This window comes from Pantoea sp. PNA 03-3 (assembly GCF_003201175.1).
In the GTDB taxonomy this organism is placed as follows: Bacteria; Pseudomonadota; Gammaproteobacteria; order Enterobacterales; family Enterobacteriaceae; genus Pantoea; species Pantoea stewartii.
This window is the reverse complement of sequence record NZ_QICO01000002.1, coordinates 103,689-128,515: the sequence shown is the minus strand read 5'-3', so window position 1 is coordinate 128,515 and position 24,827 is coordinate 103,689. Positions and strand designations below refer to the sequence as shown.

Genomic DNA, 24,827 nt, shown 5'->3' with positions numbered 1-24,827 from the left:
AAGTGGTGCAAATGGGTAACTGAGGGGTGAGACTGACATGTTCCGTGGAGCAACGTTAGTCAATCTCGACAGCAAAGGACGACTGGCGGTACCAACCCGTTACCGTAATTTGCTGAACGAGGAATCGCAGGGGCAGATGGTTTGTACCATCGACCTCCATCAGCCATGCCTGTTGCTTTACACCTTACCCGCATGGGAAATCATTGAGAAAAAACTGGCGAGTCTGTCCAGCATGAATCCGATGGAGCGCCGCGTGCAGCGTTTACTGTTGGGACATGCCAGTGAGTGTCAGATGGATAATGCGGGCCGCTTATTGCTGGCGAATACCCTTCGCCAGCATGCAAATTTAAGCAAAGAAGTGATGCTGGTTGGGCAGTTCAACAAGTTTGAACTGTGGGATGAACAGACCTGGTATCAACAAGTCAGGGATGATATTGACGCAGAACAGTCAGCTCAGTCGCCTTTATCTGAGCGGTTGCAGGATTTATCGCTATAGCTATGCAGGAAAATTATAAACACACTACCGTGCTGTTGGATGAGGCAGTGAATGGCCTCAACATCAAGGAAGACGGAATCTATATTGACGGCACCTTTGGGCGTGGCGGTCACTCACGCTTGATTCTGGCGCAGCTTGGCGCCAACGGAAAGCTCATCGCCATTGACCGTGATCCGCAAGCTATCGCCGCGGCCGCTGAAATAAAGGATCCGCGTTTTTCCATTGTTCATGGCCCCTTTTCCGCGCTGGCGGAGTATGTGGCAGAGCGTGAACTGGCAGGTCAGATTGACGGCATATTACTGGATCTGGGCGTGTCATCCCCGCAGTTGGATGATGCCGAACGCGGGTTTTCATTTATGCGTGACGGGCCGCTGGATATGCGCATGGATCCCACGCGCGGCCACTCTGCCGCCGAATGGTTGATGCAGGCAGAAGAGGCCGATATCGCCTTTGTGCTGAAAACCTATGGTGAAGAACGTTTTGCGAAGCGGATTGCGCGGGCGATTGTGGAACGCAACCGGGATGAACCGATGACGCGCACGAAAGAGCTGGCAGAGGTGATTGCCGCAGCAACACCGGTTAAAGACAAGTTCAAACACCCGGCGACCCGTAGTTTCCAGGCCATTCGCATCTGGATCAACAGCGAACTGGAAGAGATCGACACCGCATTAAAAGGTGCAGTCGATGTGCTGGCTCCGCAAGGGCGTTTGTCTGTCATCAGCTTCCATTCGCTGGAAGACCGGTTGGTGAAGCGGTTTATGCGCGATCAGAGCCGCGGGCCGCAGGTGCCCCATGGCTTACCCATGACCGAGCAGCAACTGAATGCACTGGGTGGGCGTCAGTTGAAGCTGCTGGGCAAAATGGTACCTGGCGACACGGAGGTGAAAGAGAACCCCCGTGCGCGCAGTTCCGTTCTACGAATTGCGGAGCGAACTGACGCATGATTGGCAACGAACGGCACAGCTTACCCGCGGTCATCGCGGGCGACATTATGCGTAAAGGGAAACTCCCTTTTCTGTTGCTGATTGCTGTGCTGGTTTCTGCCGTGCTGGTCGTGACAACGACGCACAAAACACGCTTGCTGACTGCCCAGCGAGAGCAACTGGTGCTTGAGCGTGATGCGCTGGACATTGAGTGGCGCAACTTAATTCTGGAAGAGAATGCCCTTGGCGATCACAGCCGCGTTGAGCGGATCGCCACCGAGAAGCTGCAGATGCAGCACGTTGATCCTTCGCAGGAAAACATCGTGGTGCAAAAATAAGGACCTGTTACTGCTAATGAGCGGCGTAAAAAGAACGCTGAAGTTAAAAAAACCAGAAGATAAAGCCAGCTTTGTAAGCTGGCGTTTTGCGTTGTTATGCGGTTGCATTTTACTGGCCTTAGGTGGGCTGTTATCACGCGTGGCCTGGCTGCAGGTGATTAATCCGGACAAACTGGTTAAAGAGGGCGATTTACGTTCACTGCGCGTTCAGGCCGTGCCCACCTCGCGGGGGATGATCAGCGACCGCGGCGGGCGTCCGCTGGCGGTCAGCGTGCCGGTTAACGCCATCTGGGCCGATCCCAAAGAGCTGCATGATGCGGGCGGTGTCACGCTCGACAGTCGCTGGCGTGCGCTCTCAGATGCGCTTTCTGTTCCCATTGATCAACTGGCCGCCCGCGTGAATGCCAATCCTAAAGGCCGGTTCATCTATCTGGCCCGCCAGGTCAATCCCGCCATTGGTGAATACGTCAAAAAACTCAAGCTGCCCGGTATCCATCTGCGCGAAGAATCACGCCGTTATTACCCTGCCGGACAGGTCACCTCACATCTGATTGGCTTCACCAATATCGATGGTCAGGGAATCGAAGGCATCGAAAAGAGCTTTGACAAATGGCTGACGGGTGAGCCCGGCGAGCGTACCGTGCGTAAAGATCGCTATGGGCGCGTTATCGAAGACATTTCATCGGTGGACAGTCGTGCGGCACATAACCTCACGCTGAGCATTGACGAGCGTTTACAGGCGCTGGTGTACCGTGAGCTGAATAATGCGGTCGCCTTTAACAAAGCCGAATCGGGAACGGCGGTTCTGGTGGATGTGAATACCGGTGAGGTCCTGGCGATGGCGAACAGCCCTGCCTATAACCCCAATAACCTCAGCGACACGCCAAAAGATCTGATGCGCAACCGGGCCATCACCGACATTTTCGAACCCGGCTCGACGGTAAAACCGATGGTGGTGATGACCGCGCTGCAACGCGGCGTGGTGAAAGAGAACAGCGTTTTGAACACCGTGCCGTATCGCGTAAATGGTCATGAAATTAAAGACGTAGCGCGCTATAACGAACTCACGCTGACTGGCGTACTACAGAAATCGAGTAACGTCGGTGTTTCCCGACTGGCGTTAGCGATGCCCTCCTCAGCGCTGGTAGAAACTTACTCGCGCTTTGGTCTGGGTAAACCGACCAATTTGGGGCTGGTCGGGGAAAGCAGTGGCTTATACCCTAAAAAACAACGGTGGTCTGACATAGAGAGGGCCACCTTCTCTTTCGGCTACGGGCTAATGGTAACGCCGTTACAGTTAGCGCGAGTCTACGCAACGATTGGCAGCTTTGGTATCGCCCGCCCGCTCTCAATTACCAAAGTGGATCCGCCGGTGGGCGGTGAGCGCGTATTTCCTGAAGCTCTGGTGAAAACCGTGGTGCATATGATGGAAAGCGTTGCATTGCCGGGCGGTGGCGGCGTCAAAGCCGCCATTAAAGGTTATCGCGTCGCCATTAAAACCGGTACGGCGAAAAAAGTCGGACCGGACGGGCGTTATGTGAACAAATACATCGCCTATACCGCAGGCGTGGCACCTGCCAGCCGTCCTCGTTTTGCGCTTGTTGTGGTCATCAACGATCCTCAGGCCGGTAAATATTATGGTGGTGCGGTTTCTGCACCGGTTTTTGGTGCCATCATGGGCGGCGTACTGCGCACCATGAACATCGAGCCGGATGCGCTGCCGACCAATGACAAGAACGAGTTGGTGACAAACAGAAGTGAGGAAACAAGTGACAGATCGTAACCTGCGCGACTTACTCGGACCGTGGGTGCCCGGTGCACCTGCGCGCCCGTTGCGTGACATGACGCTGGACAGTCGCGTGGCGGCTGCGGGTGATCTGTTTGTCGCTATCGCCGGCCATCAGGTTGATGGACGCCGCTTCATTCCTCAGGCCATTGCCCAGGGTGTGGCCGCCGTGATTGCGGAAGCCGAAGGGGAAGCGAGCGATGGTGAAATACGCGAAATGCACGGCGTGCCGGTTATCTATCTTGCACAGTTGCCCCAGCGTCTTTCCGCTCTGGCGGGGCGTTTTTACCAACAGCCGGGCGAAAGACAAAAACTGATTGGCATCACCGGCACTAATGGCAAAACGACCACGAGTCAGCTGCTGGCCCAGTGGGCTGAGCTGCTGGGTGAAACCAGCGCGGTGATGGGGACGGTGGGAAATGGTCTGGTCGGCCAGCTCGTGCCTGCCGAAAACACCACCGGCTCCGCTGTGGACGTCCAGCATACTCTGGATGAACTGGCCAGGAAGGGCGCGTCGCTGACCGCCATGGAAATCTCCTCCCACGGTCTGGTGCAGCATCGTGTCGCAGCCTTGCCGTTCGCTGCCGCTGTCTTTACCAACCTCAGTCGTGATCACCTGGATTATCACGGCGATATGCAACAGTACGAATCAGCTAAATGGCTGCTCTTCTCTGAACATCAGGTGGGCGTGGCCATCCTGAATGCCGACGATGAAGTCGGACGCCGCTGGCTGGCAAACCTGCCTGATGCGGTTGCTGTCTCGATGGAAAATAACCTGCAGCCTGGCTGCCATGGTCGCTGGCTTCGCGCAACCGAGGTGAACTATCACGACAATGGTGCCCACATTCGTTTCCGCTCCAGTTGGGGCGATGGCGAACTGGACAGTCGTCTGATGGGGGCTTTTAACGTCAGTAACGTGTTGCTGGCGCTGGCCACACTGCTGGCGCTGGGTTATGCACTGGATGATTTACTGCGCGTTGCCGCAAAACTGCAGCCGGTTACCGGACGGATGGAAGTCTTCACCGCACCGGGCAAACCCACTGTCGTGGTGGATTATGCCCACACGCCCGACGCATTAGAGAAAGCACTGGCCGCCGCCCGCCTGCATTGTAAAGGTAAACTATGGTGCCTGTTCGGCTGTGGCGGCGATCGCGACAAAGGTAAGCGCCCACTTATGGGTGCCATTGCGGAACAGTTTGCCGATGTGGTCGTGATTACTGACGATAATCCGCGCAGCGAAGATCCTGCGGCGATTGTGCAGGACATTCTGAGCGGCCTCCTTGATCCGGGCCGCGCTCGCGTTGTCGCGGGCCGTGCACAGGCAGTCACCAGCACTATTATGCAGGCTCAGCCCGACGACATTGTGTTAGTCGCCGGTAAAGGCCACGAAGATTATCAAATTATTGGTCATCAGCGGCTGGACTACTCCGATCGTGCTACGGTCGCCACGCTGTTAGGAGGCATTGCATGATTCCGGTTTCATTACGCACCTTAGCGCAGGTCACCAGCGGTACGCTGCACGGCGACGATTTGACGTTCAACACCGTCACGACAGACACCCGCAAGGTCACCGCAGACAGTCTGTTTGTTGCCATTGTGGGTGAGCGCTTCGATGCACATGACTTTGCCGAGGATGCGATTGCCAAGGGCGCGAAAGCCTTGCTGGTAAGTAAGCATTTACCTGTGTCGGTGCCGCAGGTCGTTGTCAAAGACACGCGCATCGCCTTTGGTAAGCTGGCGTCCTGGGTGCGTCAGCAGGTCAGTGCCCGCGTCGTTGCGCTGACCGGCTCATCCGGTAAAACGTCAGTGAAAGAAATGACCGCAGCGATTTTACGCCAGTGCGGCGAAACGCTGCATACCGCCGGTAACCTGAATAACGATTTTGGCGTGCCCATGACCCTGCTGCGTCTCACGCCAGAACATCAGTATGCCGTGATTGAGCTTGGCGCTAATCATCAGGGTGAAATCGCCTATACCACCGACCTGGTTCGTCCGGAAGCGGCGCTGGTCAATAATCTGGCTGCCGCGCACCTTGAGGGTTTCGGGTCGCTTGAAGGTGTCGCAAAAGCGAAGGGTGAAATTTTTTACGGCCTGCCCGCAAAGGGAACGGCGATTTTAAATGCTGACAGCAATGACTGGCCACGCTGGCAGGAGAACCTGCACGGTAAAACGGTATGGCGCTTCTCGCCGCAGGCCGCAGACTGCGACTTTGGTGCGCGCGATATCCGTATTCGCCAGGATGGCACCCATTTTGTCATGCATACGCCCCGTGGTGACATCGACATTATTCTGCCTCTGCCCGGTCGGCACAATATCGCCAATGCTCTGGCGGCGGCGGCGCTTGCGTTGTCGGTCGATGCACCGCTTAGCGCGGTGCAGACCGGGCTGAAAAGCCTGCAGTCCGTTCCTGGTCGCTTATTTCCTGTCCGGCTCTCAGATCATCAACTGCTCCTGGATGACAGCTATAACGCCAATGTAGGATCGATGGTTGCGGCGGCACAGGTGCTGTCTGAAATGCCCGGCTACCGTGTGATGGTGGTGGGCGATATGGCTGAATTAGGCGATGAAAGTGAACAACTTCATCGCGAAGTCGGTCTGGCCGCCAAAGCTGCGGGCGTTGACCGGGTATTAAGCACCGGGCAGTTCAGCCACTTTATGAGTGAAAGTAGCGAAGTTGGCGAACATTTCAGCGATAAAACGGCGCTGACTGAACGATTACGCCAGTTGCTGTCCGAACACAAAGAAATGACCGTATTGATTAAAGGTTCGCGTAGTGCCGCCATGGAGCAGGTAGTACAGAGCTTACAGGAGAAAGGAACATGTTAGTTTGGCTGGCCGAGCATCTGGTCGCATTTTATTCCGGTTTTAACGTCTTTTCGTATTTGACGTTTCGCGCCATTGTCAGCCTGCTGACCGCACTGTTTATTTCGCTGTGGATGGGGCCGCGTCTGATTGCCTGGCTGCAAAAGCTGCAGATCGGGCAGGTTGTCCGTAATGATGGTCCCGAATCGCACTTCAGCAAGCGGGGCACGCCGACGATGGGCGGCATCATGATTCTGACGTCGATTACGTTGTCGGTGCTGATGTGGGCTTATCCTTCTAATCCCTACGTCTGGTGCGTGCTGGTGGTGCTGGTGGGCTTTGGCGTCATTGGCTTTGTTGATGATTACCGTAAAGTGGTTCGCAAGGATACCAGGGGGCTGATTGCCCGCTGGAAATACTTCTGGATGTCGGTGATTTCGCTCGGTGTCGCCTTCGCGCTCTATCTGGCCGGTAAAGATACGCCTGCGACGGAACTCGTGGTGCCGTTTTTCAAAGATGTGATGCCACAGCTTGGCCTGTTTTACATCGTACTGGCCTATTTCGTTATCGTCGGTACCGGCAATGCCGTCAACCTGACTGATGGGTTGGATGGTCTGGCCATTATGCCGACAGTGTTTGTTGCGGCCGGTTTCGCCCTGGTCGCCTGGGCGACCGGTAACGTGAAGTTCGCCGATTACCTGCACATTCCTTATCTGCGTCACGCAGGTGAGCTGGTTATCGTCTGTACGGCGATTGTTGGGGCTGGATTAGGTTTCCTCTGGTTTAACACTTATCCGGCTCAGGTCTTTATGGGCGATGTCGGCTCGCTGGCACTGGGCGGCGCGCTCGGTACCATCGCTGTCCTGCTGCGCCAGGAATTTTTATTAGTGATTATGGGCGGCGTGTTTGTGGTTGAAACGCTGTCGGTGATCCTGCAGGTGGGATCGTTCAAGCTGCGTGGCCAGCGTATTTTCCGCATGGCACCGATCCATCACCATTACGAACTGAAAGGCTGGCCAGAGCCGCGCGTGATTGTGCGCTTCTGGATTATTTCGCTCATGCTGGTGCTGATTGGCCTGGCGACGCTGAAGGTACGTTAATCATGGCTGATTACCGCGGGAGAAAAGTCGTCATCATCGGATTAGGCCTGACCGGCCTGTCCTGTGTTGATTTCTTTATAGCGCAGGGTGTAACGCCCCGCGTGATGGATACCCGTGTATCACCGCCCGGGCTGGATAAACTGCCTGAGCAGGTGGAACGTTATGTGGGCGGTCTCAATCGCGACTGGCTGCTGGCTGCGGATCTCATCGTGGCCAGCCCCGGCATTGCCCTGGCCCATGCCGCATTGTGTGAAGCGGCAGACGCGGGCATTGAAATCGTCGGCGACATTGAGCTGTTTTGCCGGGAAGCACAGGCACCGATCGTGGCGATCACCGGTTCAAACGGAAAGAGTACGGTCACTACGTTAGTCGGCGAAATGGCGAAAGCCGCCGGTTGGCAGGTAGGCGTCGGCGGTAACATTGGGTTGCCCGCGCTGAGCCTGCTGAAAGCGCCCGCTCAGCTCTATGTTCTGGAGCTTTCCAGCTTCCAGTTAGAAACCACCTACAGCCTGAAGGCCGCAGCGGCCACGATCCTGAACGTGACCGAAGATCATATGGATCGCTATCCGTTAGGTATGCAGCAGTACCGCGCGGCAAAACTGCGGATTTACGAGAACGCTCAGGTTTGCGTGGTGAATGCCGACGATGGCATGACCATGCCGGTACGCGGCGCCGACGCACGCTGTGTCAGTTTCGGTATTGATATCGGCGATTATCACCTGAACAAGCAGCAGGGCAGTGTCTGGCTGCGGGCGAAAGGCGAAAAAGTCCTGAACACAGACGAGATGACGCTGGTCGGACAGCATAACTACACCAATGCGCTCGCCGCGCTGGCGCTGGCCGATGCGGTTGGTCTGCCACGCTCGACCAGTCTGTCCGCACTGGCGGCTTATTCAGGTCTGGCGCACCGTTTCCAGCTGGTTCATGAAAGCCGCGGTGTGCGCTGGATCAATGATTCAAAAGCAACCAATGTGGGCAGTACGGAAGCGGCTCTGAAGGGATTACAGGTTGACGGTACGCTCTGGTTACTGCTGGGAGGCGATGGCAAATCTGCGGATTTCTCTCCACTGCAACCGTATCTGCAGGGCGATCGTATCCGGCTGTTTTGCTTTGGGCGCGATGGTGATGCACTGGCCGCGCTCCGCCCTGACGTGGCGGTCAGGACCGAAACGCTGCAGGAGGCAATGGCGCAGATTGCAAAACAGGTACAGCCAGGCGACATGGTCCTGCTTTCCCCGGCCTGCGCCAGCCTTGACCAGTTCCGCAATTTTGAACAGCGCGGCGATGTCTTCGCGCAACTGGCCAGGGAGTTAAGCTGATGCGTATTCCTGGAGCGGGCATTGTGAATTATCTGTCAGGTCGCCTGAGTAACTGGGTGATGGGCGCGCGTGAGAGCGACGATACCTCGCAGGTGCTCTATGACCGGACTTTGCTCTGGCTGACCCTGGGGCTGGCTGCAATCGGGTTTGTGATGGTGACATCGGCTTCAATGCCGGTGGGACAGCGTCTGAATGACGATCCGTTCTACTTTGCCAAGCGTGATGCGTTCTATATTGCGCTGGCGTTTGGTATCGCCCTGGTCACGCTGCGCGTACCCATGGATTTCTGGCAGCGCTACAGCAACGTGATGTTGATGGCGTCGGTCGTCATGCTGCTGATTGTGCTGGTCGTAGGAAGCTCCGTAAACGGGGCATCACGCTGGATTGCACTGGGTCCACTGCGTATTCAGCCAGCGGAACTGTCTAAGCTCACGCTCTTCTGTTATCTCGCCAGTTATCTGGTGCGTAAGGTTGAGGAAGTCCGCAATAACTTCTGGGGTTTCTGTAAGCCGATGGGGGTGATGGTCGTGCTGGCGGTGCTGCTGCTCGCTCAGCCCGATCTGGGTACGGTGGTGGTGCTGTTTGTCACGACGCTCGCGATGCTCTTCCTGGCGGGGGCGAAGCTGTGGCAGTTCCTGGCGATTATCGGTTCCGGCATCTTCGCGGTGGTGTTGTTAATCATCGCCGAGCCTTATCGTATGCGCCGTGTGACCTCTTTCTGGAATCCGTGGGAAGATCCGTTCGGCAGCGGCTACCAGCTTACTCAGTCACTGATGGCGTTTGGCCGCGGCGAATTCTGGGGCCAGGGACTGGGCAATTCGGTACAGAAACTGGAATACCTGCCGGAAGCACATACCGACTTTATTTTCTCGATTATCGGAGAAGAACTGGGTTACATCGGTGTGGTTTTAGCCCTGTTAATGGTATTCTTCGTGGCTTTTCGCGCCATGTCGATTGGCCGCCGCGCACTTGAACTTGACCAACGTTTCTCCGGCTTTCTGGCCTGCTCAATCGGCGTCTGGTTCAGCTTTCAGGCGCTGGTCAACGTGGGTGCGGCGGCGGGGATGTTGCCGACAAAAGGTCTGACATTACCGCTGATTAGTTACGGTGGCTCGAGCCTGCTCATTATGTCGACGGCCATCGTATTTTTGTTACGTATTGATTATGAAACGCGTCTGGCTAAAGCGCAGGCGTTTACCCGGGGTGGTCGATGAGCGGTAAACGATTGATGGTCATGGCAGGAGGAACCGGTGGGCATGTTTTCCCGGGGCTGGCTGTGGCCCATCATCTCGAGGCGCAGGGCTGGCAGGTGCGCTGGTTAGGCACGGCCGATCGTATGGAAGCCGACCTGGTACCTAAGCACGGTATCGACATTGATTTTATCCGCATCAGTGGATTACGCGGTAAAGGCAGTAAAGCGCTGTTGTTAGCGCCGGTACGCATCTTCAACGCCTGGCGTCAGGCGCGCAAGATTATCAAAGCCTGGAAGCCCGATGTGGTGCTGGGCATGGGCGGTTATGTATCGGGGCCCGGTGGTCTGGCCGCCTGGAGTTGCGGGGTGCCAGTGGTACTCCATGAGCAGAACGGTATTGCCGGGCTCACCAATAAATGGCTGGCTAAAATTGCCACCAAGGTCATGCAGGCCTTTCCGGGTGCCTTTCCGCACGCGGACGTTGTGGGTAATCCGGTGCGTACCGATGTGCTGGCGCTGCCGTCACCGGCGCAACGGCTGGCTGGCCGCAGTGGACCGATTCGTATTCTGGTTATCGGGGGCAGTCAGGGCGCGCGCATTCTGAACCAGACGTTGCCTCAGATTGCCGCCAGGCTGGGCGAGACCATTACCCTCTGGCATCAAACGGGTAAGGGCGCCTTGCAAGAAGTCCAACAGGCCTATCAGCAAGCCGGTCAGCCGCAGCATAAAGTGACCGAGTTTATTGATGATATGGCCGCTGCGTATGCCTGGGCCGACGTGGTGATTTGCCGCTCTGGCGCATTAACGGTAAGCGAAATCGCTGCCGCAGGTTTACCGGCGATTTTCGTGCCGTTTCAGCACAAAGATCGCCAGCAGTACTGGAATGCCCTGCCGCTTGAAGGCGCAGGGGCAGCCAAAATTTTTGAGCAGCCGCAGTTTACTGCGGAGGCGGTAGCGGAAACGTTGCGTCACTGGGACCGTTCAACATTACTCGCGATGGCAGAAAAGGCCCACGCGGTAGCGGTACCTGATGCCACCGAACGGGTTGCACAGGAAGTGGCTCGCGCCGCACGTTAAAAGAATCAGGTCAGCCTGGCTGGCCCGTGCTCAACAACCTGAGCACAAACTGAATGAGTAGGTATAAGAAAGCGTAATGAATACACAACAACTGGCAAAACTGCGTTCAATCGTGCCCGAGATGCGTCGCGTCCGGCACATTCACTTTGTCGGCATCGGCGGTGCTGGCATGGGCGGTATTGCCGAAGTGTTAGCGAATGAAGGCTACCATATTAGCGGTTCTGATCTGGCGCCTAACCCGGTAACCCACAATCTGATCAATCTGGGCGCAACGATTTACTTCAACCACCGCCCGGAAAACGTGACGGATGCCAGTGTCGTCGTGGTCTCCAGTGCGGTTTCTCAGGATAACCCTGAGCTGGTTGCGGCACGCGAGCAACGTATCCCGGTGATTCGTCGCGCTGAGATGCTGGCAGAACTGATGCGCTTTCGTCATGGCATTGCGATCGCCGGAACGCACGGCAAAACTACGACAACGGCGATGGTCTCCAGCATTTATGCCGAAGGTGGCCTGGATCCGACCTTCGTTAACGGTGGATTGGTGAAAGCGGCGGGCACGCATGCGCGTCTGGGCAGCAGCCGTTATCTGATCGCCGAGGCGGATGAGAGCGATGCGTCCTTCCTGCATCTGCAGCCGATGGTTGCCGTCGTGACCAATATCGAAGCCGATCATATGGACACGTATCAGGGTGATTTCGAAAACCTGAAGCAGACGTTTATCAATTTTCTGCACAACCTGCCCTTCTATGGCCGTGCGGTGATGTGCGTTGATGATGCGGTGATTCGCGACTTGTTACCGCGTGTAGGACGTCAGATTACGACCTATGGTTTCAGCGAGGATGCGGACTTCCGCATTGAAGATTTTGAACAGCGTGGCGCTCAGGTGCATTTCAACCTGATTCGTCAGGACAAGGCACCACTCGCGATCACGCTGAATGCGCCGGGACGGCATAACGCGTTGAATGCGGCGGCAGCGGTTGCGGTTGCCAGCGAAGAAGGCATTGAAGACAGCGCGATTCTGGCGGCGCTGGAGAGCTTCCAGGGGACCGGCCGTCGTTTCGATCAGTTGGGCGAGTTTGCTACCGAACCGGTCAACGGCACGCCTGGCACGGCTATGCTGGTTGATGATTATGGCCATCACCCAACGGAAGTGGATGCCACCATTAAAGCGGCGCGCGCAGGCTGGCCGGATAAAAAACTGGCGATGGTCTTTCAGCCGCACCGGTATACCCGCACGCGCGACCTGTTTGACGATTTTGCCAACGTGCTGTCACAGGTCGACGTTTTACTGATGCTGGATGTGTATGCCGCCGGCGAAACGCCGATTCCGGGTGCTGACAGCCGTGCGCTGTGTCGTGCAATCCGCAACCGCGGTAAAGTCGACCCCATTCTGGTGCCGGAGCATGATGCGTTAGTCGAGATGCTGGCGCCGTTATTATCAGGTAACGATCTGATTCTGGTTCAGGGCGCAGGCAACGTCGGGAAAGTGGCGCGTAAACTGGCGGAATGCAAACTGCAGCCAGAGCGCAAAGTGGAGGGCCGTCATGTCTAAAGTGGCTGTTTTGATGGGTGGCACCTCAGCCGAACGCGAGGTCTCCCTGATGTCCGGGGCTGCCGTACTGGCCGGTTTACGTGAAGCGGGCATTGATGCGCACGGTATTGATACACGCGAGCAGTCTGTGCTGGATCTGAAAGCGCAGGGCTTCGACAAAGTCTTTATCGCGCTGCATGGTCGCGGTGGCGAAGACGGCACGCTTCAGGCCGTGCTTGAATTCCTGCAACTGCCTTATACCGGCAGCGGGGTCATGGCGTCGGCGGTGACCATGGATAAGCTGCGTACCAAATTACTGTGGCAGGGCAGGGGACTGCCGGCAGGTAAGTTTGTCTGGATGACCCGTGCACAGATGCAGTCGGGTCTGGACGCCGCGACAGCGGCGGCGATTGCCGCGCTGGGCTTCCCTCTGTTTGTTAAACCGAGCAGTGAAGGATCCAGCGTTGGCATCAGCCGGGTTAATCAGCAGGGCGATCTGATGGCCGCGCTGGAAGAGGCATTTCGTCACGACGATAACGTGCTTATCGAGGCGTTTCTGAGTGGTGAAGAATATACCGTGGGCATTCTGGGCGATCAGATTCTGCCAGCGATAAAAATAAAGACTGCCAGCGAGTTCTATGACTATGAAGCTAAATACATTTCTGACGATACTCAGTACTTCTGTCCCGCAGGGCTGAGTGCAGAGCGTGAAGCAGAATTACAACAGCTGGTGTGGTCTGCCTGGCAGGCGCTGGGATGTCAGGGTTGGGGTCGTGTCGATGTGATGACCGATGGTGAAGGCCGCTTTCAGTTGCTGGAAGCCAATACTTCCCCGGGCATGACCAGCCACAGCTTAGTGCCGATGGCAGCAAAGCAGGCGGGACTGACCTTTTCTCAACTGGTCGTACGCATTCTGGAACTGGCCGACTGATATGTCACAGGCGGCGATGAATGTACGCAATCGTGAGGCGCAGGAGCGGGCACGCACCGGCCGCAGTAACGGTGCCCGGCTGTTTGGCATCGTCTTTCTGCTGATGGTAATGGGCATAATGATTGCGGGTGGATTAGTGGTGCTGAAGTGGATGAATGATGCATCCCGCTTACCCCTGTCGAAACTGGTGGTCACCGGTGAGTTGCATTACACCACCCACGACGACATCCGCCAGGCGATTTTATCCCTGGGGCCACCCGGCACCTTTATGTCGCAGGATGTGAACATTATCCAGCAGCAGATTGAACGGTTGCCGTGGATTAAACAGGTCAGTGTGCGCAAACAGTGGCCTGATGAACTGAAGATTCATCTGGTTGAGTACACGCCGGTGGCACGCTGGAACGACGCGCATATGGTGGACAGCGACGGCGTGTCATTTAGCGTACCGGCCAATCATATGGGCAAAGAAGCGTTGCCCATGTTGTATGGGCCAGAAGGCAGTGAAAAAGAGGTCCTGGCGGGCTATCACAGTATGGATGATGTGCTGAAAGCCAGGAAGTTTACCCTGAAGGTGGCGTCGATGACGGCACGACGTTCATGGCAGCTGGTGACCAGTGACGATGTACGTATCGAACTGGGCCGTACCGATACCATGAAGCGTCTGAATCGTTTTATTGAGCTTTATCCGGTGTTGCAGCAACAAGGCGAGAATGAACACAAGCGCATCAACTCCGTTGATTTACGCTATGACTCTGGCGCCTCCGTTGGCTGGACACCGATAGTGATGGAGCCACAGGACAGTAATCAGCAACAAAACCAGGCACAGGCTAAACAACAATGATCAAGGCAACGGACAGAAAACTGGTAGTTGGACTCGAAATCGGCACTGCGAAAGTCGCCGCCCTGGTTGGGGAAATTCTGCCCGATGGTATGGTCAATATTATTGGGGTCGGCAGTTGTCCGTCCCGCGGTATGGATAAAGGTGGCGTTAACGATCTTGAGTCGGTGGTGAAATGCGTACAGCGCGCCATTGATCAGGCTGAGTTAATGGCGGATTGCCAGATTTCCTCTGTCTACCTTGCATTATCGGGCAAACATATCAGCTGCCAGAACGAAATCGGGATGGTTCCGATTTCAGAAGAGGAAGTGACTCAGGATGATGTAGAGAATGTGGTGCACACGGCAAAGTCTGTGCGCGTTCGTGACGAGCATCGCATTCTGCACGTTATTCCTCAGGAATATGCCATCGATTACCAGGAAGGCATTAAGAACCCGGTCGGCCTTTCCGGTGTACGTATGCAGGCGAAAGTCCATTTGATCACCTGTCACAATGATATGGCGAAAAATATTGTTAAAGCCGTTGAACGTTGTGGCCTCAAAGTTGACCAACTGATTTTTGCCGGTCTGGCGTCCAGCTTTGCTGTACTGACCGAAGACGAACGCGAACTGGGCGTTTGCGTGGTGGATATCGGGGGCGGCACAATGGATATCGCCGTCTATACTGGCGGTGCACTGCGCCACACGAAGGTCATTCCTTATGCGGGCAATGTAGTTACCAGCGATATTGCGTACGCCTTTGGCACGCCGCCTACCGATGCGGAAGCGATTAAAGTCCGGCATGGTTGCGCGCTGGGATCGATTGTTGGAAAAGATGAGAACGTTGAAGTGCCGAGCGTTGGCGGACGTCCGCCACGGAGCTTACAGCGCCAGACGCTGGCTGAGGTAATTGAGCCGCGTTACACCGAACTTTTAAATCTGGTCAATGACGAGATTTTGCAGTTGCAAGAGCAGCTTCGCCAGCAGGGAGTGAAACATCATCTTGCTGCGGGGATTGTATTAACCGGCGGCGCGGCGCAGATTGAAGGTCTGGCCGCCTGCGCGCAGCGCGTATTCCATACGCAGGTGCGCATTGGACAGCCGCTGAACATTACTGGCCTGACGGACTACGCGCAGGAGCCTTACTATTCCACGGCGGTAGGGCTGTTGCATTACGGCAAAGAGTCACACATGAACGGTGACGCAGAGGCGGAAAAGCGGGTTTCAGTCGGCAACTGGTTTAAACGTATCAATAGTTGGTTAAAAAAAGAGTTTTAATTTTTGTAAAAGGGGATCATGCTGTTTTCTTTTGTGATCTCCAGGCGACAGGCACATAACGGAGAGAAATCATGTTTGAACCTATGGAATTAACCAATGACGCGGTGATTAAAGTCATCGGCGTCGGCGGTGGCGGCGGCAACGCCGTAGAGCACATGGTACGCGAGCGTATCGAAGGTGTGGAATTCTTCGCTGTTAACACCGACGCCCAGGCGTTGCGTAAAACAGCGGTCGGCCAGACCATCCAGATTGGTAATAACATTACCAAAGGGCTGGGTGCGGGTGCGAACCCGGAAGTGGGCCGTAACTCTGCAGAGGAAGATCGCGAAGCACTGCGTTCTGCGCTGGAAGGGGCAGACATGGTGTTCATCGCAGCGGGTATGGGTGGCGGTACCGGTACCGGTGCAGCGCCTGTTGTAGCTGAAGTGGCGAAAGATTTAGGTATTCTGACCGTTGCGGTCGTGACCAAGCCTTTCAACTTCGAAGGCAAGAAGCGCATGGCGTTTGCCGAGCAGGGGATCGCAGAGCTGTCTAAGCACGTCGATTCACTGATCACCATTCCTAACGACAAGCTGTTAAAAGTGCTTGGGCGCGGCATTTCGCTGCTCGACGCTTTTGGCGCAGCCAACGACGTACTGAAAGGCGCAGTGCAGGGTATCGCTGAACTGATTACCCGCCCTGGCCTGATGAACGTCGACTTTGCTGACGTGCGTACCGTCATGTCAGAAATGGGTTATGCCATGATGGGCTCTGGCGTGGCATGCGGTGAAGATCGTGCGGAAGAAGCTGCTGAGATGGCGATTTCCAGCCCACTGCTGGAAGATATCGACCTGTCTGGTGCGCGTGGCGTGCTGGTCAACATCACGGCGGGCTTTGACCTGCGTCTGGATGAGTTCGAAACCGTGGGTAATACCATCCGCGCCTTCGCCTCAGACAACGCCACCGTGGTTATCGGTACCTCTCTGGATCCAGAAATGAACGATGAACTGCGCGTCACCGTGGTGGCAACCGGTATTGGTATGGACAAGCGTCCTGAAATCACGCTGGTCACCAACAAACCGGCCAGCCAGCCAGTGATGGATCACCGTTATCAGCAGCACGGCATGTCGCCGCTGCCGCAGGAGCAGAAACCTGCAGCGAAAGTGGTGAACGATCAGAATGCGCAATCGAACAAAGAGCCAGATTACCTTGATATCCCGGCGTTTTTGCGTAAGCAGGCCGACTAGGAATAACCTTATAATTGGGTTTTCCCGCTCTTTGTGCTAAAGTGTTCGCCCGCTGGTAACGTATACTGGCGGTCGGAAAGTAATATTGCGAGATAATTACGATGATCAAACAAAGGACATTAAAACGTATTGTTCAGGCGACAGGTGTCGGTTTACATACCGGCAAGAAAGTCAGCCTGACGTTGCGCCCTGCACCGGCTAATACCGGGGTCATCTATCGTCGCACCGACTTGAATCCCCCGGTTGATTTTCCGGCTGATGCAAAATACGTGCGCGACACCATGCTGAGTACCTGCCTGGTGAATGATGAAGGCGTGCGTATTTCGACAGTTGAACACTTGAATGCCGCACTGGCGGGCCTGGGCATCGACAACATTATTGTGGAAGTCGATGCACCTGAAATCCCGATTATGGATGGCAGCGCAGCGCCTTTTATCTATCTGCTGATGGATGCAGGTATCGAGCAGCTCAGCAGCGCCAAGAAGTTTGTGCGCGTTAAGCAAACCGTGCGTGTTGAAGATGGTGATAAATGGGCGGAAATTAAACCGTATAACGGTTTTTCGCTTGATTTCACTATTGATTTCAAACACCCGGCTATCGATGCCAGCTCTCAGCGTTACCAGATGAAATTCTCTGCCGAAGCGTTTGTTCGTCAGATTAGCCGTGCACGCACCTTTGGCTTCATGCATGAAATCGAATATCTGCAGTCTAAAGGCCTGTGCCTGGGCGGTAGTTTAGATTGTGCGATAGGCCTTGATGATTTCCGCGTGCTTAATGAAGAAGGTCTGCGTTTTGAAGACGAGTTTGTCCGTCACAAAATGCTGGACGCTATCGGCGATCTGTTTATGTGTGGCCATAACATTATCGGCGCGTTTACCGCGTACAAATCGGGCCATGCATTGAACAACAAACTGCTGCAGGCCGTTTTGGCTAAGCAGGAAGCCTGGGAATGGGCGACCTTCGAAGACGAAGCTGAATTGCCGCTGGCGTTTAAAGCACCAAATCTGGTTCTGGCTTAATTCCTGATCAGAACGTAAAAACGGCTGGTTGCGCTGACACTCTCTCCGGTCAGTCGCGCCGGCCGTTTTTTATTGCCCCGCCTTCGCTCTCTGTGTGTTGCGACACTCTTCACATGCTAAAGCAAACAATTGCTGAATTGCTGCACAATCAGGTGCGATTTCTTCCGTTGTCGCTTTAAACGCAGGTGTCGGCACGCCACATTAGTGTTACTATCTCTGGCGCTTTTACAGGCTGCATGCTGCTGAAAACAGCAGTGAATAATGAAATTGTTATGCGCAATGGAACAATTGTGATCGGAATCCTTCTACGCTGGCGACAAATAGGTAGACGCTATTTCTGGCCTCATTTCCTGCTGGGAATGGTGGCGGCCAGTCTCGGCTTGCCGGCGTGTGCGCAAACAGCGGAACTTAACACCGGATCCGAATCCTCAGCCAGCAGCCTGTTCATCGGCAATGCCGTTCGTTTCGATCATCTTATTCGTCTTCAGGAAGCCTCGCGACGTCCCAGTTTTACGGTTGACTACTGGCACCAGCATGCCATTCGCACGGTTATCCGCCACCTCTCTTTCACGCTGACGCCGCAGTCTCAGGCGGAAGAGCAGGTACATCCGCTGGCCGCGCAAAAGCTGGCGTTAATCGATTCACTTCATGCCTTATTGACCTCCCAGACAGCACAGACATACGACGCCTTTGGTTTGTCTCTGCTGCCTGTGTCTGACGCGCCTGCCCTGACGCGAGCAGCCTGGCATGGCAAAGTGCACGGTATCCGTGCTGGCCCCGCTTCATTGTTCTGCTAATCACTTTCATTACACCCTTTTAGATTTCGCAGTCCGACGATTCGGCTGAATTGAGAATATATTTATTATGTTAATCAAAATGTTAACCAAGGTTTTTGGTAGCAGCAATGATCGTACTTTGCGCCGCATGCGTAAAACCGTTGATATCATCAATAAGATGGAACCGGATTTTGAAAAGCTCTCTGATGAAGAACTGAAAGCGAAAACGGAACTGTTCCGTGAGCGCCTGAAAAAAGGCGAGTCGCTGGAGAGTTTACTTCCGGAAGCCTTTGCAACCGTGCGTGAAGCCAGTAAACGCGTCTTTGGCATGCGTCACTTTGATGTCCAGCTGATTGGCGGTATGGTACTTAACAACCGCTGTATTGCTGAGATGCGTACCGGTGAAGGTAAAACGCTTACGGCAACGCTGCCAGCCTACCTGAATGCCCTGACCGGTAAAGGTGTTCATGTTGTTACCGTCAACGATTACCTGGCCCAGCGTGATGCGGAAAATAACCGCCCGTTGTTTGAATTTCTTGGCCTGAGTGTCGGTATCAACATGTCAGGTCTGCCTTCCGTCGCCAAACGTGAAGCCTATGCAGCGGACATCACTTACGGTACGAACAACGAATATGGCTTCGACTATCTGCGCGACAATATGGCGTTCAGCCCTGAAGAGCGCGTACAGCGTAAACTGCACTATGCGCTGGTGGATGAGGTCGACTCCATCCTTATTGACGAAGCGCGAACGCCACTGATCATCTCAGGTCCGGCAGAAGACAGCTCTGAACTCTATACCAAAGTGAACAAAATCATTCCTCACCTGATCCGTCAGGAAAAAGAAGATTCTGACCACTTCCAGGGTGAAGGCGATTTCTGGGTTGACGAGAAAGCGCGTCAGGCGCACATGACCGAGCGCGGCCTGGTGAAAGTCGAAGAGCTGCTGGTGAGCCAGGGCATTATGGTGGAAGGTGAATCCCTCTATTCACCGACGAATATCATGCTGATGCATCACGTGACGGCTGCGCTGCGTGCACATGCGCTGTTCACGCGCGATGTTGATTACATCGTTAAAGATGGCGAAGTCATCATTGTCGATGAGCATACCGGTCGTACCATGCAAGGACGTCGCTGGTCTGATGGTCTGCATCAGGCCGTTGAAGCCAAAGAAGGCGTTGAAATCCAGAACGAAAACCAGACGCTGGCATCGATCACCTTCCAGAACTACTTCCGCCTCTATGAAAAGCTGGCCGGTATGACGGGTACGGCTGATACAGAAGCGTTTGAGTTCAGCTCCATCTACAAGCTCGATACCATCGTTGTGCCAACCAACCGTCCGATGGTGCGTAAAGATCTGGCCGATCTGGTCTACATGACAGAGAAAGAGAAGATCGATGCCATTATTGAGGATATTCGCGAACGTACCGCGAAAGGGCAACCGGTACTGGTAGGTACGATTTCGATCGAGAAGTCAGAAGTTGTATCAAACGAGCTGACACGCGCAGGCATTAAGCACAATGTTCTGAACGCCAAATTCCACGCCCGCGAAGCGGATATTGTTGCTCAGGCTGGTCAGCCGGGTGCCGTAACCATCGCCACCAACATGGCGGGCCGTGGTACCGATATTATGCTGGGCGGTAGCTGGCATGCCGAAGTCGCTGAGCTGCAGGATCCGACTGAAGAGCAGATCGAGGCGATTAAAGCGGCCTGGCAGGTTCGCCATGATGCCGTGCTGGCGTCAGGTGGCTTACATATCGTCGGTACGGAACGCCATGAATCGCGTCGTATTGACAACCAGCTGCGCGGTCGTGCGGGTCGTCAGGGGGACGCGGGTTCTTCACGTTTCTACCTGTCAATGGAAGATGCGCTGATGCGTATTTTTGCCTCTGATCGTGTTTCTAACATGATGCGCAAGCTGGGAATGAAACCGGGCGAGGCCATTGAGCACCCGTGGGTAACCAAAGCGATTGCCAACGCACAGCGTAAAGTGGAAAGCCGTAACTTCGATATTCGTAAGCAACTGCTGGAATACGATGATGTGGCGAATGACCAACGCCGCGCGATCTATAGCCAGCGTAATGAGCTGCTGGATGTTTCTGATGTCTCCGATACCATCAACAGTATTCGCGAAGACGTCTATAAATCGATTATCGACAGCTACATTCCACCGCAGTCACTGGAAGAAATGTGGGACGTACCGGGACTGGAAGAGCGCCTGCGTAACGATTTCGATCTGGATCTGCCAATCAGTGAATGGCTGGATAAAGAACCGGACCTGCATGAAGAGACGCTGCGTGAGCGCATTATGAAACACGCTGCCGATAGCTATGCGGCGAAAGAAGAGATCGTGGGCGCGGAGATGATGCGTAACTTTGAGAAAGGCGTGATGCTGCAAACGCTGGACTCCCTGTGGAAAGAGCACCTGGCGGCAATGGATTATCTGCGTCAGGGCATCCACTTACGTGGCTACGCGCAGAAAGATCCGAAGCAGGAATATAAACGTGAATCGTTTGCCATGTTTGCCGCCATGCTTGAAACGCTGAAGTATGAAGTAATCAGCACACTGAGCAAGGTGCAGGTGCGAATGCCAGAAGAAGTGGAAGCGATGGAGCAGCAACGTCGCGAAGAGGCAGAGCGTCTGGCGCAGCAGCAGCATCTCAGCCATGTCAGCGAAGATGTGCTGGCGGCCGAGTCGCTTGCCCAGCAGGGCGGCGAGCGTAAAGTCGGACGTAACGATCCTTGCCCATGCGGTTCAGGTAAGAAATACAAACAGTGTCATGGTCGCCTGGCCTGATAACGTGTTGACTGAAAAGGAGCCTCTGGCTCCTTTTTTTTGGCTTTTTGTCCGCTGAACGATGGCGCGGTTAACAACCCGCTTAACATGTTTTAGAATCAGCGCTCATTCACCTACTCTTCAGGATACCTTCATGAAGCACCTGCAGGTTGCCGTCGGCATTATCCGCAATGCTGATAAACACATTTTTCTTGCCCAGCGTGCGGCTTCCTCCTACATGGCCAATAAGTGGGAATTTCCCGGCGGTAAAATTGAAGCGGGTGAAAGCCCTGAGCAGGGTTTAGTGCGCGAACTGCTCGAAGAGACCGGCATTGAGGTGACTGATGCCCGCGCCATTGGCATCAAAGATCATACCTATGACGATCTGCGTGTGACGCTGCATTTTTTCCTGGTCGAAGGCTGGAAAGGTGAACCCTGGGGCAAAGAGGGGCAGCCACAGCGTTGGGTCGAACAGCGGGCGCTGATCGCTGAAGAATTTCCGGCGGCAAATCATGAACTGATAGCGCGTCTGGTGGCAGGCGAACTGTAACAGGGTGGGGCATTATGCCCCACCGCGTGACTTAGCGTTCTTCTTCACTCCAGTTGTCACTGTCGTTCAACTCATCGCTGCTGGGTATGCGCTTTTCTTCCGCAGCCCATTCGCCAAGGTCAATTAACTGACAACGTTTGCTGCAAAACGGCCGCCACGGGCTCAGTTCATCCCAGATAACCGTTTTACCGCACTGCGGACAGTTAACGGTCATAATTTCTTCCTGCATGTTCACCTCTAACAACAGGCCAGTTGGAAGTTGAGGCGCGCGGGGACTTCACCGCGCTCACTGTCCAGTGGCATAAAACGTATCGCAAAACGGCTCTTATGACCGGATACCTGAGGATAAAGTGCGTCCTCTATGTCCAGTTGCAGACGCAGAAGATCGGCGCCTTCGGCATTATCCTGATAAAAACCGTTCAGACTGGTTTGTAAACGGTAAGTGCCCGACTGACGGATTAAATCGAGCAACATGGCCAGTGTGCTGTGCAGCGGTATCAGGGTTTCCATCCAGCTTGTAACCTGCGCATCACGTGTTGTCTGCGGCAGATGCAGCCAGATGTGCAGACCAGGCAGATCGAAACTGCAGCACCCGCCCGGAATACTGAGCCGCTGACGAACCAGAGCAATCAGACGATCTTCCCTCAGTTGCTGCCCCATACGCGGTGCACTGTTAAGCAGAACAGATTGTGCTTTTAGTTTGTCGCGTAATGCATCCACCACGGACATATCCACGCCGGGCACATCCGCCCACGCGCGCAGTTTGGTTTGCTGACGCTCAAGCTCTTTCAGCAACTCGGTGCGCATGTCGCCGCGTTCAAAGATATCCAGCAGTTCGCCGATCAGACGAAAAAAAGTCAGTGCCGTGGCGGTATTTTCCAATGGCGTAACCTGATGCAACTGATCGATCAGGAATTCGACACGCAGCCAGGTGCGCATTTTTTCATTCAGTGGATGTTCAAACAGAACGACTGTACTCATGGATTAATCCTGTTTCGCTGCCGCAAGCTTCAGATAACGCTGATGAAGTCTGGCAACCTGGGGTAGCGCATTTTCAGGCGCGCCACTGTTATCAATAATATCATCGGCACAGGCGAGGCGCTGTTGGCGCGTCGCCTGTGCCGCAAGAATGCGTTTAGCCTGCTCAGGAGAAACGTTGTCGCGTGCGAGCGTACGTTTCAGCTGTGTTTCTTCATCGGTGTCGATAACCAAAACCCGATCGGCCTGATGCTGGAGCTGGTTTTCAACCAGCAACGGCACGACCCACAGGACATAAGGTGAGGTCGCCTGCGCTTTAAGCTGCTGTGTGCGGGCGTTAATCAGGGGATGAAGCAGCGCGTTTAGCCAGTTTTTTTCATCAGGTGCCGCAAAAATAATCTCTCTTAAGCGCGCACGTTGCAGTGTTCCCTGATCGGTCAGAATACTGTCACCATAGCGTGCAACAATCGCCTGCAGAGCAGGCGTGCCCGGCTCGACGACCTCGCGGGCAATGACATCAGCGTCAATGATCGTCACGCCTTCTGCAGCAAAGTACGCGGCAATAGTGCTCTTGCCGCTGCCAATGCCACCGGTCAGCGCCACCGTGTAGGGCGTATCTCTCACTCTCACTCTCTTAGTCGTTCAGTCACAGGTAAGCCAAAGCGTTACGACACGATCATGTTGCGCGTCCGATTTCGTTAGAAAGACGCCGTCGAATCTGATGGATTGTAGCGTAAATAAAGTGAAATTCGCACTCTTGTTGCGGTGCAAATGGCGCGTATCATGAGGTGACTGGCTTTGTGATAACGCCCTTCATGGCGATGAATAACCTCTTACCAGGACACTATGTATGCGCATTGAAGAAGATTTGAAACTGGGCTTTAAAGACGTACTGATTCGTCCAAAGCGCTCCACGCTGAAAAGCCGATCTCAGGTCGAACTGGATCGCAGCTTTACGTTCAAACACTCCGGCCTGGACTGGCGCGGCGTACCTGTTATCGCGGCCAACATGGATACGGTGGGGACTTTTTCAATGGCCGAGGCGCTGGCCAGTTTCAATGTCTTAACAGCCGTACACAAACACTACAGTGTGGAAGACTGGCGGACGTTTGTTCAACGCGTACCGGCATCAGTACTGAAATATGTGATGGTATCTACCGGCACCTCAGACGCCGATCTCACCAAACTTATCGCGGTCATGGCCATTTGCGATGACCTGCAGTTCATCTGTATTGACGTTGCCAATGGTTATTCTGAGCACTTTGTCGATTTCCTGAAGCGTGCGCGTGAGATCTTCCCGGGCAAAACGATTTGTGCGGGTAACGTCGTCACGGGGGAAATGGTCGAAGAGCTAATCCTGTCCGGAGCCGATATCGTGAAGGTGGGGATTGGACCGGGCTCAGTCTGCACCACGCGCGTCAAAACCGGCGTGGGATATCCGCAGCTCTCTGCCGTGATTGAGTGCGCCGATGCGGCGCACGGCCTGAGTGGGCAAATCGTCAGCGATGGCGGATGCGCTGTGCCGGGTGATATCGCCAAAGCGTTTGGTGGCGGCGCGGATTTTGTCATGCTGGGCGGTATGCTGGCGGCACATGATGAGTGCGAAGGCCGAATTACAGAAGAAAACGGCGAGCGGTTTATGCTGTTTTACGGCATGAGCTCAGAATCCGCAATGAAACGTCATGCGGGAAGCGTGGCGGAATATCGTGCGGCAGAAGGGAAGACAGTGAAACTCCCCTTGCGCGGGCCGGTAGAAGAAACCCTTCGCGATATTCTCGGCGGGCTTCGTTCTGCCTGCACCTATGTGGGAGCTGAGCGGCTAAAAGAGTTAACCAAGCGCACCACGTTTATTCGGGTGGCCGAGCAGGAAAACCGCATCTTTTCCCGTTAACCCTGCCTGCTCAGCATGCAGTAAA

At 54.8% G+C, this 24,827-nt stretch carries 23 protein-coding genes; 20 read left to right on the top strand and 3 right to left on the bottom strand.

Features of this window, described 5'->3' with window-relative positions:
• The first annotated feature begins 37 nt into the window (after positions 1 to 37).
• The 19 genes from mraZ (at position 38) to mutT (ending at position 21,933) form a co-directional block, all read left to right on the top strand.
• Positions 38 to 496 (top strand): division/cell wall cluster transcriptional repressor MraZ, encoded by a 459-nt coding sequence (mraZ, locus tag C7433_RS06965; RefSeq protein WP_006117668.1) that lies wholly within the window; start codon positions 38 to 40, stop codon positions 494 to 496.
• A 2-nt stretch (positions 497 to 498) separates the two neighbouring features.
• The gene (gene rsmH, locus C7433_RS06960) at positions 499 to 1,440 is read left to right on the top strand and encodes a 16S rRNA (cytosine(1402)-N(4))-methyltransferase RsmH (protein ID WP_054688155.1); all 942 of its coding nucleotides are present in this window, start codon (positions 499 to 501) and stop codon (positions 1,438 to 1,440) included.
• Positions 1,437 to 1,757, top strand: a complete 321-nt coding sequence (ftsL, locus tag C7433_RS06955; protein WP_006117670.1) for a cell division protein FtsL — start codon at positions 1,437 to 1,439, stop codon at positions 1,755 to 1,757. The genes rsmH and ftsL overlap by 4 nt, the downstream gene beginning before the upstream one ends.
• A 16-nt stretch (positions 1,758 to 1,773) precedes the next feature.
• Positions 1,774 to 3,540 (top strand): peptidoglycan glycosyltransferase FtsI, encoded by a 1,767-nt coding sequence (locus C7433_RS06950; RefSeq protein WP_006117671.1) that lies wholly within the window; start codon positions 1,774 to 1,776, stop codon positions 3,538 to 3,540.
• A complete protein-coding gene (murE, locus tag C7433_RS06945; protein WP_110267852.1) occupies positions 3,527 to 5,014 on the top strand; it encodes a UDP-N-acetylmuramoyl-L-alanyl-D-glutamate--2,6-diaminopimelate ligase in 1,488 nt (495 codons plus the stop codon). Before C7433_RS06950 ends, murE begins: the two co-directional genes overlap by 14 nt.
• A complete protein-coding gene (gene murF / locus C7433_RS06940) occupies positions 5,011 to 6,369 on the top strand; it encodes a UDP-N-acetylmuramoyl-tripeptide--D-alanyl-D-alanine ligase (protein ID WP_006117673.1) in 1,359 nt (452 codons plus the stop codon). The genes murE and murF overlap by 4 nt, the downstream gene beginning before the upstream one ends.
• Complete coding sequence (mraY, locus tag C7433_RS06935; protein ID WP_033740254.1) at positions 6,363 to 7,445, top strand: phospho-N-acetylmuramoyl-pentapeptide-transferase; 1,083 nt, start codon at positions 6,363 to 6,365, stop codon at positions 7,443 to 7,445. The genes murF and mraY overlap by 7 nt, the downstream gene beginning before the upstream one ends.
• A 2-nt stretch (positions 7,446 to 7,447) precedes the next feature.
• The gene (murD, locus tag C7433_RS06930) at positions 7,448 to 8,764 is read left to right on the top strand and encodes a UDP-N-acetylmuramoyl-L-alanine--D-glutamate ligase (protein WP_110267851.1); all 1,317 of its coding nucleotides are present in this window, start codon (positions 7,448 to 7,450) and stop codon (positions 8,762 to 8,764) included.
• Complete coding sequence (ftsW, locus tag C7433_RS06925; RefSeq protein WP_033740255.1) at positions 8,764 to 9,978, top strand: cell division protein FtsW; 1,215 nt, start codon at positions 8,764 to 8,766, stop codon at positions 9,976 to 9,978. The genes murD and ftsW overlap by 1 nt, the downstream gene beginning before the upstream one ends.
• Positions 9,975 to 11,033 carry an undecaprenyldiphospho-muramoylpentapeptide beta-N-acetylglucosaminyltransferase gene (gene murG, locus C7433_RS06920; RefSeq protein WP_039338747.1) on the top strand — a complete coding sequence of 353 codons (1,059 nt, stop codon included), beginning with the start codon at positions 9,975 to 9,977 and terminating at the stop codon, positions 11,031 to 11,033. Before ftsW ends, murG begins: the two co-directional genes overlap by 4 nt.
• A gap of 76 nt (positions 11,034 to 11,109) precedes the next feature.
• Positions 11,110 to 12,585: a UDP-N-acetylmuramate--L-alanine ligase gene (murC, locus tag C7433_RS06915; protein WP_110267850.1), complete on the top strand. Its 1,476-nt coding sequence runs from the start codon at positions 11,110 to 11,112 to the stop codon at positions 12,583 to 12,585.
• Positions 12,578 to 13,495, top strand: coding sequence for a D-alanine--D-alanine ligase (locus C7433_RS06910; protein ID WP_054634501.1), 918 nt, complete (start codon positions 12,578 to 12,580; stop codon positions 13,493 to 13,495). Before murC ends, C7433_RS06910 begins: the two co-directional genes overlap by 8 nt.
• Before the next feature lies 1 nt (position 13,496).
• Positions 13,497 to 14,336, top strand: coding sequence for a cell division protein FtsQ (gene ftsQ, locus C7433_RS06905; protein ID WP_033740258.1), 840 nt, complete (start codon positions 13,497 to 13,499; stop codon positions 14,334 to 14,336).
• Positions 14,333 to 15,589, top strand: a complete 1,257-nt coding sequence (ftsA, locus tag C7433_RS06900) for a cell division protein FtsA (protein ID WP_110267849.1) — start codon at positions 14,333 to 14,335, stop codon at positions 15,587 to 15,589. Before ftsQ ends, ftsA begins: the two co-directional genes overlap by 4 nt.
• A 71-nt stretch (positions 15,590 to 15,660) precedes the next feature.
• The gene (ftsZ, locus tag C7433_RS06895) at positions 15,661 to 16,815 is read left to right on the top strand and encodes a cell division protein FtsZ (RefSeq protein WP_006117682.1); all 1,155 of its coding nucleotides are present in this window, start codon (positions 15,661 to 15,663) and stop codon (positions 16,813 to 16,815) included.
• A 101-nt stretch (positions 16,816 to 16,916) separates the two neighbouring features.
• Positions 16,917 to 17,834: a UDP-3-O-acyl-N-acetylglucosamine deacetylase gene (lpxC, locus tag C7433_RS06890; protein ID WP_033740259.1), complete on the top strand. Its 918-nt coding sequence runs from the start codon at positions 16,917 to 16,919 to the stop codon at positions 17,832 to 17,834.
• Positions 17,835 to 18,124: 290 nt separating this feature from the next.
• Positions 18,125 to 18,631, top strand: a complete 507-nt coding sequence (gene secM / locus C7433_RS06885) for a secA translation cis-regulator SecM (RefSeq protein WP_233255760.1) — start codon at positions 18,125 to 18,127, stop codon at positions 18,629 to 18,631.
• A gap of 67 nt (positions 18,632 to 18,698) precedes the next feature.
• Entirely contained in the window at positions 18,699 to 21,404 is a 2,706-nt protein-coding gene (gene secA / locus C7433_RS06880; protein WP_033740260.1) for a preprotein translocase subunit SecA, read from the top strand.
• Positions 21,405 to 21,537: 133 nt separating this feature from the next.
• Positions 21,538 to 21,933 (top strand): 8-oxo-dGTP diphosphatase MutT, encoded by a 396-nt coding sequence (mutT, locus tag C7433_RS06875; protein WP_006117686.1) that lies wholly within the window; start codon positions 21,538 to 21,540, stop codon positions 21,931 to 21,933.
• Between the two features lie 31 nt (positions 21,934 to 21,964).
• Here the strand turns inward: mutT and yacG are convergent, their stop codons facing one another.
• Genes yacG through coaE form a run of 3 tightly spaced genes read right to left on the bottom strand, consistent with a single transcriptional unit; the run spans position 21,965 to position 23,535 of the window.
• Positions 21,965 to 22,162, bottom strand: coding sequence for a DNA gyrase inhibitor YacG (gene yacG / locus C7433_RS06870; RefSeq protein WP_006117687.1), 198 nt, complete (start codon positions 22,160 to 22,162; stop codon positions 21,965 to 21,967).
• An 8-nt stretch (positions 22,163 to 22,170) separates the two neighbouring features.
• Positions 22,171 to 22,914 carry a cell division protein ZapD gene (gene zapD / locus C7433_RS06865; RefSeq protein WP_006117688.1) on the bottom strand — a complete coding sequence of 248 codons (744 nt, stop codon included), beginning with the start codon at positions 22,912 to 22,914 and terminating at the stop codon, positions 22,171 to 22,173.
• 3 nt (positions 22,915 to 22,917) lie between these two features.
• Entirely contained in the window at positions 22,918 to 23,535 is a 618-nt protein-coding gene (coaE, locus tag C7433_RS06860) for a dephospho-CoA kinase (protein ID WP_006117689.1), read from the bottom strand.
• Between the two features lie 226 nt (positions 23,536 to 23,761).
• Between coaE and C7433_RS06855 the strand changes: the two genes are divergently transcribed.
• A complete protein-coding gene (locus C7433_RS06855) occupies positions 23,762 to 24,802 on the top strand; it encodes a GMP reductase (protein ID WP_058709137.1) in 1,041 nt (346 codons plus the stop codon).
• Positions 24,803 to 24,827 lie beyond the last annotated feature (25 nt).